This window comes from Bacillus infantis (genome assembly GCF_008180445.1).
Classification (GTDB): domain Bacteria; phylum Bacillota; class Bacilli; order Bacillales; family Cytobacillaceae; genus Bacillus_AB; species Bacillus_AB infantis_B.
Genome location: NZ_VTER01000003.1, coordinates 20,092 through 34,080, shown reverse-complemented (window position 1 = coordinate 34,080; position 13,989 = coordinate 20,092). Strand labels below are relative to the sequence as shown.

Genomic DNA, 13,989 nt, shown 5'->3' with positions numbered 1-13,989 from the left:
TATATCGGCAAGAAACCGTCTCAGTTTAGCATTCCGGATATCAACCCTGCTGCATATCATCTGGATGCTGGATCTTTGAATGGACTATAAGGCCGATGACAGTAAGAATCATGAGTGATCCAAGAGCCATACGGCTGGCAGTATCTCCCCAGTCCGCGAAAATGAGTGTGATGCTGCCGTACAGGAAAGGGCCGATGATGGATGAGACCTTACCGGAAAAGGCAAACAGCCCAAAGAACTGGCCTCTTTTGTCCTCGGGTGTCAGCTCAACAATATAGGTCCTCGTTGTCACCCACATGGCTCCCAGGGAAATGCCAAACATGCTTCCTGCTGCCCAGAACATCGCTTCGTTGACAGCAAAAGTGGCTATGATAAGTGCTGCCAGAAGCAATATGCCGACATATTTGACAGCCTTGTTCGCTCCCTTTGCTTTCGTTATATACCCGAAAACAAATGAACCGATGATGCTTGATAAGGTGGACACCAGATATAGCAGGATGAATTGGCCGGTGGAAAAGCCAATGATTGCCTTTGCATAGATAGCCATCATGGCAATGGTTGTAGCTATCGCATCATTCAAAAAGAAATAAGCAATCATGAAGGTAAAGACCGGTTTATACAGCTTCATCTCTTTAAAAGTCTGATAGATTTCCCTGTATCCCGACAAAAAAGATTCTTTCTTTAATTTTGCCGCAGGCTTCGGATTATCTTTTACAAAAAAGAAAAGCGGCAGGGAAAATACAAGGAATAAAATCCCGGTAGGAATGAAGGCTTCATGAAAATTGTCATCTCCTATGAAAGGATAGACAGTGAGCCCCACTAGTGTACCGATATAGCCGACAGCAACCCCAAAGCCGGAAATGAGAGGGATATTCTCCTTGGTCCCTATATCCGTAATCATAGAATCATAGAAAACCAGGCTGGAATGGAAGAAGAACTTGGCTATCACGAAGGAAACCACTACAAGCGCCAGGGACATTGGCAGCCCGAATATGGTACTCTCCATGCTGCTTCCTGCAAAAAGCCCCATCAGGATGATGGCCGCCACGGAAATGAGCGTAAATATGACAATGTATTTCTTCTTTCTTCCGGTCCTATCGATCATGACACCGAACAGCGGTGAAAATAAAACTAAAAAGAAACTTGCTACTGCGTTTGAATAAGAGATAAAAGTGCTGGCAATCTGATCGAGCACTTCGCTCGTTCCGACCACTTCATCCAGATAAAACGGAAAGAAAATAGTATTGATATTGGATGAAAATATCGTATTGGCAAAATCGTATAAAGCCCAGGATATAACAGGAAGTGTGAAATACAGCTTCCATGGGCTTAAGCCGCTTCCTGCCTTAGCTGTCTGCTTCTTTTCCAGTGCAGGCATCCTTACAACCCCTTTTTTCTTTTTTCAATTTCTCTTTTTCTTTTCCCAGTTTCATTGTATACCTTCTTGACTTGCTGGTAAACAGGCTGCAGAGCCTCTTTCTCTTTTATCCCCCTCTCTCCACCCATCATATATTCAATCTCTCAGTACAAAATACCTTTCTTTTTACAATTAATTTACAAGGTAATTCAGCTCATATTAATTTAAATTTTTCAATAATTATTCAGGTCGAATATGGTATAATGACAGGAATTAATTTAAAGGTGGGGAACGATGAGGAGGAAGGAACAAAAAGAACAGACAAAACAGCTGTTATTTGACAGTGCAATCGAATTATTCAAAAAGCAGGGATTTCAAAATACGACCGTTCAGCAAATCAGCAATCATGCAGGGGTTGCCAAGGGGACATTCTTTAATTATTTCACATCCAAAGAAGCGGCGCTGCACGCAATTGGCTCTCACCAAATAGCTGTGCTGAAGGATTTTAAATCGGAATACGAATCCTGTACAAGCATCGAGGCTGCGTTTATGGCGCTCTTCAGCAAAATGGCAGCCGTCAATGAAGAATACGGCCCGAATCTGCTGCTATCTATTTTTCATATAATGACGGTTCAGAAAGACTTTCAGCATTCTGAGCTCAAAATGACCGGATTTTTCAAAGAGTTCCTGGCCAGCATGATTAAGGAAGGCCAGGAATCCAGCGAGTTTTCCAGCTCCATAGATGCGGACCCCTTTGCGCAGATGATTGTGAACTCTTTCTTCGGAACCCTTTTTCATTGGGTCCATCATTATGAGCAGGAATCACTGGAAGAACTGCTGGCCGGCATGGCTGGGCTTTATCTTTTCAGATTGAAGAGCTCTCATCACTAGCAAAGGGGCTGATCTTCTTTGGCTATTGGGAGGGCTCAGCTGCTCCGGGCATTCAAGAACTGCTCCACCTGCTCTTTATGGTGCAGATCATGTTCAGCAAAATCAATGAAATATTCTCTTGCCGAAAGTTTATTGCCGCCAATGAAGAATTCCTTATCCAGGTCGCTGTCTTCCAGGCCTGCAAGCAATTGAATGAATCTCGCCCTCGTTTCGGTAAACCGGCGGAGAATCTCCTCTTTGGCGGTCCCGCTCAGGGCGTAAGCCTCTGCTTCATCATTGATCTTTTGAAAATCAGGAAAGCCGGGAAGCTTAGCCCCTTCTGCAAAGTACGGAAACCTTTCAGTTAAGGAATATTGATCCCAGAACAGCATATGGCTGACAATAGCAGCCGGCGGCCATTTACCCACGGCTGCCGGTGCAAGCCATGCCTCATCACCCGCTTCCTCCAGAGAAAGAACCCATTCTAAAATACTTTCATTATGTTCTATCAAATCTTGTTTCTTCACCTGAGATGCACCTCCCCTTACTAGTTAATACATTCATCAGTTTACTCATAAAATCCTTTTTTCCTATAAAAAAAGGCAGCCGCAATTGCTTGCGCCACCTTTTCCCCCAACATTATCATTTTTCAGTTTCTTACAACAACCGTGCCGGCAATCATATCATGCAGAGCCTGCTTTCTTTCCGTAAAAGCTGCCAAAATATAGCCAATCAGCAAAATTTGCGATAAAAAGGCTTGTGCCATATATCTGCCAAGCGCTCTCCAGAAAGTAATCCTGTTCCCTTGAAGGTCCGTTACTTTCAGGCCGACAAGCTTCTTCCCTAAAGTCGCCTGCCATTTAGATGCGTGCATTCCTGCAAAATATGCTACCGCGATTACAGTGCCGATCAGTAATGTCAGCAGCAGCGCCCCGAAGTAGCGGCTGATAAAGTCTATGGTCTCTGCCTCTGTCATCTCTCCGGATTCCATATAGGCCGGGTCAGTGAATGAGGACATGACTGAATCTGAGGTGCCGAGTAAGACGACAAAGATGATAGTTGTTATAATGCCGATTGGAATTCCCACTATGATGCCGTCAATCAGGTAGGCCCCGAATCTGAGCCAAAAGCCCCCATACTCCTTTGTTTCTGAATGATTTTGTTTTTCAAATGCTGCCTCCACCAAAATACCTCCCTTACCATTATCAATTCCATGTTAAAGGTTTCCCTGCCGATATTCAATAGCTGTTTTTTCCTTAAAAAAGCCATAATTGGAATATCGAACCACCACTTTTTACCCCGTAGCTCAATATCTGAAACAGCTTGCATGGTTACTATTCGTTAAATCTGATAAAATATTGCTATTGAATACCACAGCTGGGCTAATATTCTCTCCAGCACTTTCTGTAGGAGGTACATATTTTGGAACATTTGATCAATAAAAACGTGCAGCAAATTGAAATATCAGGGATCAGGAGATTCTTTAATATGGTTGCAGGGACGAAGGACATGATTTCCCTCACGATTGGACAGCCTGATTTCCCTACCCCTCTCCATGTCAGGGATGCTGCAAAAAAAGCGATTGACAGCGGCTTTACATCCTATACCCATAATGCCGGTGATATTAGGCTGAGAGAAGCGGCTGCCTCTTTTGTCCGGCAAAAATACAAGATGGATTATAATGCGGAAAATGAAGTGATTGTGACAACGGGCGCCAGCGAAGCGATCGACATTGCGTTCCGAACCATTCTCGAGGAAGGAGCCGAAGTGATCCTTCCCGGGCCGGTCTATCCTGGGTACGAACCGATTATAAGGCTGTGCGGTGCTGTGCCGGTACACGCCGATATAAGGGACAGCCGGTTCAGGTTTACTGCAGAAGTCATCCGCAGGCATCTCAGCCCGAAGACCCGCTGCATCGTTTTGCCTTATCCTTCGAACCCGACCGGCGTCAGCCTCACCGATGAAGAATTGGCAGAAATAGCGGACCTTGTAAAAGGCAGGGACATTTTTATACTGGCCGACGAAATATACAGCGAGCTGAACTACGGCAGGCCTCATACATCAATTTCCTCCCTGCTTCGGGAGCAGACGATCGTCATTAACGGACTCTCTAAATCCCACTCCATGACAGGCTGGAGAATCGGCCTGCTGTTTGCGCCGGAAGCCATAGCAAAGCATATCCTCAAGGTGCATCAGTATAATGTTACCTGTGCTTCTTCCATCTCCCAGATGGCCGCCCTGGAGGCTCTGACAGAGGGAATCGATGATGCTGTTCCCATGAGGGAAGAATATCTGTCAAGAAGGGATTATGTGTACGGCCGCCTGGTAGACATGGGGCTGGACGTTGTCAAACCGGACGGCGCCTTCTACATGTTCGTCAAAATTCCGGAGAAAAATATTGCTTCTTTTGATTTTTGCCTGAAGCTTGTAAACGAGGCAGGAGTCGCTTTCGTTCCCGGAAGTTCTTTTTCGGAGTTAGGAGAAGGTTATTTCCGCCTTTCCTTTGCCTATTCGAAGGATACACTTAAAGAAGGGCTGGATAGGCTTGAAGCCTATCTTGGCAGGCTGGACAGGTAGAAATCGAGAAAACCCGCAGTCCTTTGACTGCGGGTTCCTTGTTGACCCATCCCGGCCTTAAGTTTCTTTATTTGTTCCAATGCTTGTACAAGGCCTGTGTTCCGCTGTCTTCTTCCCCTTTTTCAGCAAGCTCCCTGTAGAGCGATTCCGAGAGAGCAAGTCCGGGAGTATCCATGCCCATTTGCCTTGCTTCTTCCAGGGCGATATTCATATCTTTCAGAAAATGCTTTATGTAAAATCCCGGCTCGAAGTTTCCAGCAATCATTCTTGGTGCCAGATTGGACAACGACCAGCTGCCGGCTGCCCCTGCAGAAATGCTTTTCAGCACTGTCTCTGGATCAAGCCCTGCCTTTTCTGCATAGACAATCGCTTCACTGACACCGATCATATTGGATGCAATGGCAATTTGATTGCACATCTTCGTATGCTGGCCCGCTCCAGCCGGTCCCTGGTGGACAATATTGCTTCCAAGCACCTCCAGCAAAGGAAGCAAAGTGTCAAAGTCATCCTTTTCCCCGCCTGCCATGATGGACAGCCTGCCTTCCCGCGCGCCGATATCGCCGCCTGATACAGGTGCATCAATGGCTCTCAGCCCCTTCTGACGGGCTCTTTCAAAGATTTCTTTGGCTAAAGTGGGTGTAGATGTTGTCATATCAATCAAATATGTATGTTTTTTCCCATGAGCAATCAAGCCATCTTCCCCAAGAAAAATCTCTTCCACGTCCTTCGGGTAACCGACCATTGTAATGATGATATCAGACGTTTCGGCTATCTTCCGGGGGGAATCTGCCCATTTGGCCCCCAGTTCCAAAAGCTCTTCCGCCTTGGACTTTGTTCTGGTATACACAGCCAGTGTATAGCCTGCCGCAATCAGGTTCTTAGCCATGCTATTCCCCATAACCCCTGTACCAATGAAGCCGATGGCAGTTTTTTCAGGTGACACCATTTTCATTCCCCTCTCTGCTTATATCTGCATTTAGATTGTAGCATATTGGCATAAAATCAGCTTTGCAGAAGCCCTGACACAATCTGTTCTGTTAAATGACAAAAGACCGGGCAATTCCTGCCCGGCCTATCCCCAATTTTATGCGCGTAAAGCTCTTTACCCGCTATACGGGACAGCAAACCCTAAAATTGAGTTGAAAAGTTAGTCAGATATGCTTCCGCAATGACTTTTTGATCATTATACACTTCGACTGATACAGCCTGATCCATGGAGATCATCCTCTCAATATCCGAGGAGAGCAAATCTTGCTGAAGGGGGATTGGCTCCATATAAACCATTTTCTCTTCTCCATTTTCTTCGGCTTCCATATACTCTCCATCATAAACAGATTCTGAGCCGTAAATGATTTCTTTTGTACCGAGCGCCTTTGCAAGCTTTTGGTTATGTATTAATACCTTTACCTTGAACAGCTCTTCCCCGCTTAAAATCTGGCTGTTAAGCTTAAAGCGGAACTGAAGCTCATTCTGGTTCGTCAAATAAGCTTCTGCATGCTTGTTTACAATCGCCTTGTCGTCTGCAGGCATGCAGCCTGGCAAGATGGCCGCAGACAATAGGAAGAGGAGCGGCATCAATAGTTTCATAAACACACCTCCTTGCCATTACCATTTCCTATACTCCTCTGTCTTAAACGCAAATTTCAAAAAAAGGGAAATTCCGTCATTTCAGACCAAAGAAAAAGCCGGGATCCTCTCCCGGCCTTTTCTTTAGATTGATTTAACCATGCCCCCATCCACAAGAAAGGAACTTCCTGTCATATAGCTATTTGCATCCGAAGCCAGAAAAACGGCAACTTTTGCAAACTCTTCAGGTGTCCCATAGCGATTGAGCGGGATGGATTTTTCTGATTTCTCCTTCATCTCCTCAGGTGAGACACCTGCTTTTTCCCCATTCACCTGATCGAGATGCTTCACCCTGTCCGTGTCGATCCTGCCCGGTGCCAGTGTATTCACAAGGATGCCGTATGGGGCAAATTCCTGGGCCAAAGTCTTGGAAAGCCCGACTATCCCTGTCCTGAATGTATTGGAAAGCACAAGGCCAGGAATCGGCTCTTTAATGGAGGAAGAGGCAATATTGATGATTTTTCCGCCGTTCTTCTTCAAGTACGGCAGTGCTTCCCTTATATTTCGCACATATGAGAGGAGGTTCAGTTCGAAAGATTGAAACCATTCTTCATCTGAAAGAGTTTCAAAAGAGCCGGAAGGTGGGCCTCCTGCATTATTAACCAGGATATCGATTCCTCCAAAACGTTCAGCTGCAGCTTTCACCATATTCTTTATATCGTTTTCAGAAGTGACGTCTGCACGTATGAACTCTACCTCACCGCCCAGATTCTCAAGCTCTGACTTAACTTCCTTCAGCTTTGCCTCATCCCTGCTTGCCAGCATAACATTCGCGCCTTCTTGCAGAAGCGCCTCTGCGATTGCCTTTCCCAGCCCCTGGCTGGAAGCAGCGACAAGCGCCGTTTTTCCTTTTAGATTCAATTCCATTAGTCAGCCTCCTGTACATTTAGTTATAGCAACATTATACAGAATATACAGGCAAATTACACAGATGGTGCATCAGGCATCCTGCCGGCACTCTGTCCGGCTCAATGGAGGACCCTGCTTAAAAAAGGGCTTTGTGAAATATACAGTTCATTCCTCTGTTTTTCTTTCAATTGGCGATATCTATCTTGAATAAAAAAGCTGATGATCATGCTAATCATTTTTATCAGCATCCTTCCGTTTCTTATGTTTTAATTATAAAAACCTGGAAACGGATCAGTAACAATCAAGAGGATGGATTTTTCTCATCCTCTGGTCTGAATGCTTTCTCCTCCTATGGCGGAGGTTTATGGACAAAAAAATACCGACTGGCATTGCCAGTCGGTCAGTAAGGGGGGAAAATGAGAATGATCAGCTTACATCTTGCTTAAGTGCTTACTCTGCATATACCCCGTGATTATCTCGTTAAAACCTTTTTTCAAAAAAAGTTTTTATTTTTGTGTGGCCTGCTTAACAGCCGCCACTACTTCCTCTGCAGTCCCCATCTGAAGCGCCTTTTCGGCAAGCTCTTTCATTTCTTCCCTTGACAGGCGAAGAATTTGCGAGCGTGCTTTCAGTATGGAAGTGGCACTCATGGAGAACTCGTCCAAACCGAGGCCGAGCAGAAGCGGAATGGCAGTCTCGTCCCCTGCCATCTCACCGCACATGCCAGCCCATTTGCCTTCTTTATGAGCTGCATCGATCACCATTTTTACAAGGCGCAGAATAGCCGGATTATATGGCTGGTATAAATAAGATACCCTTTCATTCATCCTGTCCGCTGCCATTGTATACTGAATCAGATCGTTCGTGCCGATGCTGAAGAAGTCAACCTCTTTGGCAAACTGATCGGCAAGGACCGCAGTCGATGGAATTTCGACCATGATGCCAAGCTCAATCTTGTCAGCTGTTTTCACGCCTTCAGATGAAAGCTTTTGCTTTTCCTCTTCAAGGATTGCTTTTCCCTGGCGGAATTCATCCAGAGTGGCGATCATTGGGAACATGATCTTCAGATTGCCGTAAGAGCTCGCTCTCAGCAAGGCTCTAAGCTGCGTACGGAAGATATCCTGTTCTTCGAGGCAAAGGCGGATCGCACGGAAGCCAAGGAAAGGGTTCATTTCCTTCGGCAGGTTCAGGTAAGGAAGCTCTTTATCCCCGCCGATATCCAGTGTACGGACAACAACAGGATTTCCTTCCATCCCTTCAAGGACAGCTTTATAGGCTTCAAACTGCTCTTCCTCTGTCGGAAGCTGGTCCCTGCCCATATAAAGGAATTCTGTACGGTAGAGGCCTACAGCCTCACCGCCATTATTGATGACTCCTTTAAGGTCCTTAGGCGTTCCGATATTGGCTGCCAGTTCCACATGATGGCCGTCTGCAGAAACCGTCTTTTCGTTGACAAGCTTAGCCCATTCAGCTTTCTGTGCTTCAAAGGCAGCGTTTTGCTCTTTGTAGCTTTCAATCGCTTCAGGTGTAGGGTTTACATGAACCTGGCCGGTAAGACCATCAACAATCACCATATCGCCATTCTGGATTTCCTCTGTAGCTGTCTTAGTGCCGACAACCGCAGGTATTTCCATTGAACGGGCCATGATGGCTGAATGGGAGGTCCTTCCGCCGATATCAGTTGTAAATCCTTTAACAAACTGCCTGTTCAACTGCGCAGTATCAGATGGCGTCAAGTCTTCTGCAATGATGATCACTTCTTCGGCAATCATGCTGGGGTTGACAACCTGGACTCCAAGCAAATGGGAAAGCACACGCTTGGTGACATCGCGGATGTCAGCTGCGCGTTCCTTCATATACTCATTGTCCATTTGTTCGAACATGCTGACGAACATATCAGCTGTTTCCTTCAATGCCTGTTCAGCATTCACTTTTTCTGTCTTGATCTTGTCTTCGATGGGTGATATTAATTCCGGATCGCTGAGTACCAGGAGATGTGCATCAAAGATGGCCGCTTTATCTGCGCCCAGGTCTTTTTCCGCTTTCTCCCTGATGGCCTCAAGCTCTGATTTGGAAGTGGCCAAAGCCTGCTGAAAGCGGCCAACTTCATTGTCTGCATCCTCAACCGTCTTTTTGCTGAAAGACAGATCAGGTTCTACCAAACGGTATGCTTTAGCAATCGCAATGCCGCTTGAAGCTGCAATTCCCTGTAGAAAGCTCATTATTCAGCAAGTCCTTCTTTTGTTAGAGTATCTTCAAGTGCTTTTACAGCCTCAGCTTCGTCGTTTCCTTCAGCAATGATTTTAATATCAGCGCCCTGGCCGACACCAAGAGACATAACACCCATGATTGACTTTAGGTTAACCTTTTTTTCTTTATATTCTAAATGCACATCAGAATCGAATTTGCTTGCAGTTTGAACCAATAATGTAGCTGGACGAGCATGGATTCCAGTTTCAGCCGTTACTTTGAATTGTTTTTCAACCATTGAGATCAGTCTCCTTTAGAATTAATTAATTATAGCAAGATGTATATGAGTTTGTTGCCTACTAACTTAATCTAACCGATTTATGCCAAAACGACTAAGCAGTTGCCGGAAACGCCCATAAAAGCCGCATCCCGTTCTAAATGGAACAGGCCAGAAGCGCCAGTACATATTGCATTTATTTATCCACGCAATAGTATTTTTTCCATCTATGGTTTATTCATGTATGAAATTAAGTATAGTTTAGTCGCCTTTTTTTCAAGTCATCAGACAACCAACATCTCAAAAAAAAGAATAGCATTTCCTCCCGTCTTAGACAACGTTAATGCCTTATTTTTTAAGGATTTGGGGGTATTTTTTTTATGAAACGCTTTCATTTGCCATTGTTTTCTTTTCTTTACCCAAAAAGAGGATATTATAACTTACTCTCAGCTTATTAATGGCAGCCTCATATTCATATGGGGTGTTCCCTGACCCATGTGACTGCAGCTTCGCGATTTCTTTTACGCATCTTGCAAGCAGTTCGGCTGCCTGCTTCAAATCCTTCGCCCTGAATTCAGTCCGGTCTTCGACCAGCTGCTCCAGTATTGAATCTGAAAGGTCCATGATCCTCTTTAGGCGTTCTTGTTTTGATAATTCCAATCCGCCGCCTCCTCCGTGCTTTTTAGATTTATATGCCGGAGGCTTCTTTAGATGTTAGGATTTGCGTCCTTTCAGCTGCTTTTTTTGGAAAATGCCAAGAAACCTGCCTGAAGATAGTTCCCCTTCCTTAACAAGATGCAAATGGACCCGCTTCAGATCCTTTTTCAATAAGGCAATCTCTTTTAGGAAAGCAGCAGCTTCAGCGGCATCAGCCAGCTTTTCTCCGTATCTAACTTTTTCATATATACTGCTGGTAATGGGGTCAACGTGCAGGCCGATCCTGTTCATCCACTCCGGAAAACTTTCGGACTGCCTTCTGCCGAGCTGCAGTTTACCACTGTATGATTCGAGCTGGTATATCTCCCTCCTGACAGGGTCTAAAGGCGCCTCTGTCCGTTTTTTTCCGCGGTCCATGCCTCCATCGCCGCCAGGCTCCCGCTCGGCGGTGATATATGATTTCTCCTTATCCTGCATCGCATTACCGGAAGTTTTCTTTCTTTTTTTATATAGATAGTACATGATGAAAATAAGACCGGCTGCAGCAGCTGCTGCCAGCACCATTTCAAATCCCTGGCCCTGTTCTTCCATTAAGGGCTGTTCCCTGCTCGCATCCAGCTGCTGATCCTGGCTTTCAGGCTCTTCATTTAAAGAAACGCTCCAGTCGCGTTTTTCAGCCCATTGGAAAAATGGGGATGCAGCTGCGCCAAAAAGGTAAGCAACGCCCCTCATCATAGAAAAGAACAGCCCGCTGACAGCGGGAATAGCAGCCACAGCCGCGGCACCAATTGCAAAAATCCCCAGCATGGCAAGTACAAAATCACGAATCAGAAGCCCTTTGTTTTTCCGGGAAGTTCCGGAGGCGGCCAATCTTGAAAAAAATCCTGCTGTGATAATAAAGGCTTCCTGCAGGACGACCATCCAAACCAGCTTGCCAATCCATGTGCGATCCAGGAAAACAGCCGCCAGGATAACGGCAAAGCCTCCAGAGAAAACCAGCAGGAAGAGATTGCTGCCAGAACTCCCCTCAGGGTCTTTATAGGCAGCTTCTGTTCTCCAGAATACAAGTACCCCGAAACATAGCAGTGCGAACCACGAGAAGCCCAGAAGGGTTCCAGCAATGAAGATGAAAGGCAGTACAGCGGCAAAAAACAGCAGGCTCCCTCTGCTGCTGCCGGCATTGAGCAGGAAGAAATACAGCACGGCTGATGCTGCCAGGATAGAAAACGAATATACCACCGGCAGCATATCGCCTGAGGGCATAAACACAGGGCAGAGCAGCATGCTTGCAAGAGCTGCCTCCGAAATAAGCGTCATATAGGGCTGCCATTTGTTTCCCGCCATTTAAACCACCTCTTTTTGAATCGGTTTCGACATCGGCTTTATGCAGGCTTTTTGCTCCAGCAGCTGCAATTCCAGCACTGTAAAACCTTTCTGTTCCAATTCTTTAAAATACTTATTTGCAGCCTGCGGCTTGAAGCCTCCATGGATTATATAAGGTTGCAGGGCAAAATGCCTTGTATAATGGGCAGCCATCTTGTCATATGGATACAGGACAGAATGATAGCCTGCAACCGCAAAGCTTTCCAGCACCTTCTGCAGATGCGCCTTTCCGGTCCCGGCGGGGATATATTGAAAAGGGACGGGTCCAGCTGTCCGGATATTCATGCAGACCGCAAAGGGAATGCCTTCTTTTGCAGCTGTGTATGCAAGCTCGGCCGAACAGCTCAGAAGCTCCTCCAGCTTCGGAGTTATGGAATACCCCTCAGAGAGATTCAGAGAAAGCAGCAGTCCTTTTTCAGAAACCGTTTCATATACCTTCGTCTGGATTCTCTGGCTCCTTGCAGTTGCTTTCCAATGTATTTGATTAAAGCTGTCAGTCGGCACATAATCTCTGGTGCCGGCAGGAGACATCACATCCTGAAAAAGTGAATGTTTGGCAGCTTCATTTCCCGGTTTTGCTGAAACAAAGTCTTCCTTGTTTTCAACAGGCAGCCTCTTCGGGTAGATGAGTGCTTCCTGAGCGATCATTGCCCTGTATTCCAGCACTGTCTCGCCAAAACCGAAGAAATGGGGAATCCGCAGCTCCATGCTGCGGATTTTCGCAAGCCCCCTCCTGCCGGCTGAAAATGGAATCCGGACTGAAAATTCCCCTTTCCTTGGCAGAGTGAACGGGATGGACAGCTCGTATTTTGAAAATCTCGGAGGATGCGCACCTTTCAGGGGGATTACAATATCATTGAAAAATACATAGAGCCGTGCATTCAATATGGGAAGCCCGTTATTTACAAAATCCAGCTCCCATTCATGATGCTCATCAATAAACATACGTTTCCTGACAGCTTTATTTTCAAATTCAACTCCTTCCCCCATTTTCTTCAAATAATAGTTATTGGCAAGGAGAACACAAAAAAACAAACTGGACATCAGGAACAAAATTGCCGAGGTTAAATAAAGGCTAAGCAAAACCAGCAGCAGGGCAAGTGCAGACATAATCTGCAAGGACCTGTTTTCGACCGTATACTTTTTCCACTCCATTCTAGCGGGCACCTGCTTCTACAGGGACTTCAACAGAATCTATAATTTTTTTGATCACTTCTTCCTCTGTGCTTGTAAGGGATGCTTCGGCGGTAAGATAGATTCTATGTGCCAGCACATATGGAGCCATTTCCTTGATATCCTCCGGGACGGCATATTTTCTGCCTTTTATCAGTGCAGCACCGATTGCAGCCCTCAGCAGGGCAAGCGATCCCCTTGGGCTGACCCCAAGTTCGATGGCAGGGGTTTCCCTCGTCAGCCTGACAATTTCGAGCAGATAGCCTTCAAGCTCTTCCGATATATGTATCTGTGCTGCTGCCTCCCTCAATACAGCGAGTTCCTGACTGCTTACAGCCTGTGTTACTGGATCTGACTGCCTCCTTTTTCCCTTTAAAATCATTCTTTCTTCTTCAAGGCTGGGATAGCCCAGTTTAACCCTCATGAAAAAGCGGTCAAGCTGCGCAGCCGGCAGCGGGAAGGTCCCTTGCTGCGACTCTGCCGGATTCTGCGTCGCGATGACCATAAAAGGTTCTTCCGCCCTGAATGTATGTCCGTCAATTGTTACCTGGCGTTCCTCCATGGCCTCAAGCAGGCTTGACTGTGTCCGCGGGGTAGCTCTGTTTATTTCATCAGCAAGTACAATATTGGCAAGGATGGGCCCTGGGCGGAACTCAAATTCATGGTTTTTCGGATTGAAAAATTGGATTCCTGTTATATCACTCGGAAGTACGTCCGGTGTAAATTGAATCCGCGAGAACTTTCCGCCAAATGTTTCAGCAAATGTTTTTGCCATAAGTGTCTTGCCTGTTCCAGGCACACTCTCAAGAAGCACATGTCCATTGAAGATGAGCGAAATCACCAGCAATTCTGCTTCTTTATCCCGGCCGACAATCACCTTTCCTATTTCTCTTTTCAGTTTTTCTATTTGATCAAGCATTTGCGCACCTCTATTATTCTAATATTTTGTCTTTTTTAATATAACATGAAATTATATAAGCATAGCAAGTGATTGAAAGAAATAGCCTCAGCAGAGAAAATGGTTGCAAAA

Annotated in this window: 16 protein-coding genes; 3 read left to right on the top strand and 13 right to left on the bottom strand. The window is 45.9% G+C overall.

Annotated elements, in window-relative coordinates:
* Positions 1 to 40: 40 nt before the first annotated feature.
* Positions 41 to 1,378 carry an MFS transporter gene (locus FZD51_RS04840; protein ID WP_148973736.1) on the bottom strand — a complete coding sequence of 446 codons (1,338 nt, stop codon included), beginning with the start codon at positions 1,376 to 1,378 and terminating at the stop codon, positions 41 to 43.
* Positions 1,379 to 1,380: 2 nt separating this feature from the next.
* Complete coding sequence (locus tag FZD51_RS26515; RefSeq protein WP_262380706.1) at positions 1,381 to 1,509, bottom strand: hypothetical protein; 129 nt, start codon at positions 1,507 to 1,509, stop codon at positions 1,381 to 1,383.
* A gap of 142 nt (positions 1,510 to 1,651) precedes the next feature.
* On the opposite strand from FZD51_RS26515, the gene FZD51_RS04835 reads away from it, so the two are divergent.
* Complete coding sequence (locus FZD51_RS04835) at positions 1,652 to 2,248, top strand: TetR/AcrR family transcriptional regulator (RefSeq protein ID WP_148973735.1); 597 nt, start codon at positions 1,652 to 1,654, stop codon at positions 2,246 to 2,248.
* Positions 2,249 to 2,283: 35 nt separating this feature from the next.
* Here the strand turns inward: FZD51_RS04835 and FZD51_RS04830 are convergent, their stop codons facing one another.
* Both FZD51_RS04830 and FZD51_RS04825 read right to left on the bottom strand, forming a co-directional pair.
* Complete coding sequence (locus FZD51_RS04830; RefSeq protein ID WP_148973734.1) at positions 2,284 to 2,754, bottom strand: DinB family protein; 471 nt, start codon at positions 2,752 to 2,754, stop codon at positions 2,284 to 2,286.
* A gap of 122 nt (positions 2,755 to 2,876) precedes the next feature.
* Entirely contained in the window at positions 2,877 to 3,410 is a 534-nt protein-coding gene (locus tag FZD51_RS04825) for an RDD family protein (protein ID WP_148973733.1), read from the bottom strand.
* A 239-nt stretch (positions 3,411 to 3,649) separates the two neighbouring features.
* Here FZD51_RS04825 and FZD51_RS04820 point away from each other — a divergent pair, with 239 nt between their 5' ends.
* Complete coding sequence (locus FZD51_RS04820) at positions 3,650 to 4,804, top strand: aminotransferase A (protein WP_148973732.1); 1,155 nt, start codon at positions 3,650 to 3,652, stop codon at positions 4,802 to 4,804.
* A gap of 67 nt (positions 4,805 to 4,871) precedes the next feature.
* Here the strand turns inward: FZD51_RS04820 and FZD51_RS04815 are convergent, their stop codons facing one another.
* From FZD51_RS04815 to FZD51_RS04805, 3 genes are all read right to left on the bottom strand, one after another.
* Positions 4,872 to 5,750, bottom strand: coding sequence for an NAD(P)-dependent oxidoreductase (locus tag FZD51_RS04815; RefSeq protein WP_148974231.1), 879 nt, complete (start codon positions 5,748 to 5,750; stop codon positions 4,872 to 4,874).
* A gap of 182 nt (positions 5,751 to 5,932) precedes the next feature.
* Positions 5,933 to 6,391 carry a hypothetical protein gene (locus tag FZD51_RS04810; RefSeq protein WP_262380705.1) on the bottom strand — a complete coding sequence of 153 codons (459 nt, stop codon included), beginning with the start codon at positions 6,389 to 6,391 and terminating at the stop codon, positions 5,933 to 5,935.
* 123 nt (positions 6,392 to 6,514) lie between these two features.
* The gene (locus FZD51_RS04805; protein WP_148973731.1) at positions 6,515 to 7,297 is read right to left on the bottom strand and encodes an SDR family oxidoreductase; all 783 of its coding nucleotides are present in this window, start codon (positions 7,295 to 7,297) and stop codon (positions 6,515 to 6,517) included.
* 185 nt (positions 7,298 to 7,482) lie between these two features.
* On the opposite strand from FZD51_RS04805, the gene FZD51_RS04800 reads away from it, so the two are divergent.
* A complete protein-coding gene (locus FZD51_RS04800; RefSeq protein WP_148973730.1) occupies positions 7,483 to 7,686 on the top strand; it encodes a hypothetical protein in 204 nt (67 codons plus the stop codon).
* A gap of 99 nt (positions 7,687 to 7,785) precedes the next feature.
* Here FZD51_RS04800 and ptsP read toward each other — a convergent pair whose 3' ends face one another.
* The 6 genes from ptsP to FZD51_RS04770 all read right to left on the bottom strand — a co-directional run bounded on the left by ptsP (position 7,786) and on the right by FZD51_RS04770 (position 13,878).
* Entirely contained in the window at positions 7,786 to 9,501 is a 1,716-nt protein-coding gene (ptsP, locus tag FZD51_RS04795; protein ID WP_148973729.1) for a phosphoenolpyruvate--protein phosphotransferase, read from the bottom strand.
* On the bottom strand, positions 9,501 to 9,767 hold the full coding sequence (locus FZD51_RS04790; protein ID WP_009794289.1) for a phosphocarrier protein HPr: 267 nt from the start codon (positions 9,765 to 9,767) through the stop codon (positions 9,501 to 9,503). The genes ptsP and FZD51_RS04790 overlap by 1 nt, the downstream gene beginning before the upstream one ends.
* Before the next feature lie 357 nt (positions 9,768 to 10,124).
* Positions 10,125 to 10,406: a hypothetical protein gene (locus FZD51_RS04785; protein WP_148973728.1), complete on the bottom strand. Its 282-nt coding sequence runs from the start codon at positions 10,404 to 10,406 to the stop codon at positions 10,125 to 10,127.
* Positions 10,407 to 10,460: 54 nt separating this feature from the next.
* Positions 10,461 to 11,747, bottom strand: coding sequence for a hypothetical protein (locus tag FZD51_RS04780; protein WP_148973727.1), 1,287 nt, complete (start codon positions 11,745 to 11,747; stop codon positions 10,461 to 10,463).
* Complete coding sequence (locus FZD51_RS04775) at positions 11,748 to 12,941, bottom strand: DUF58 domain-containing protein (RefSeq protein WP_148973726.1); 1,194 nt, start codon at positions 12,939 to 12,941, stop codon at positions 11,748 to 11,750.
* Between the two features lies 1 nt (position 12,942).
* A complete protein-coding gene (locus tag FZD51_RS04770; RefSeq protein ID WP_148973725.1) occupies positions 12,943 to 13,878 on the bottom strand; it encodes an AAA family ATPase in 936 nt (311 codons plus the stop codon).
* Between the last annotated feature and the right edge of the window lie 111 nt (positions 13,879 to 13,989).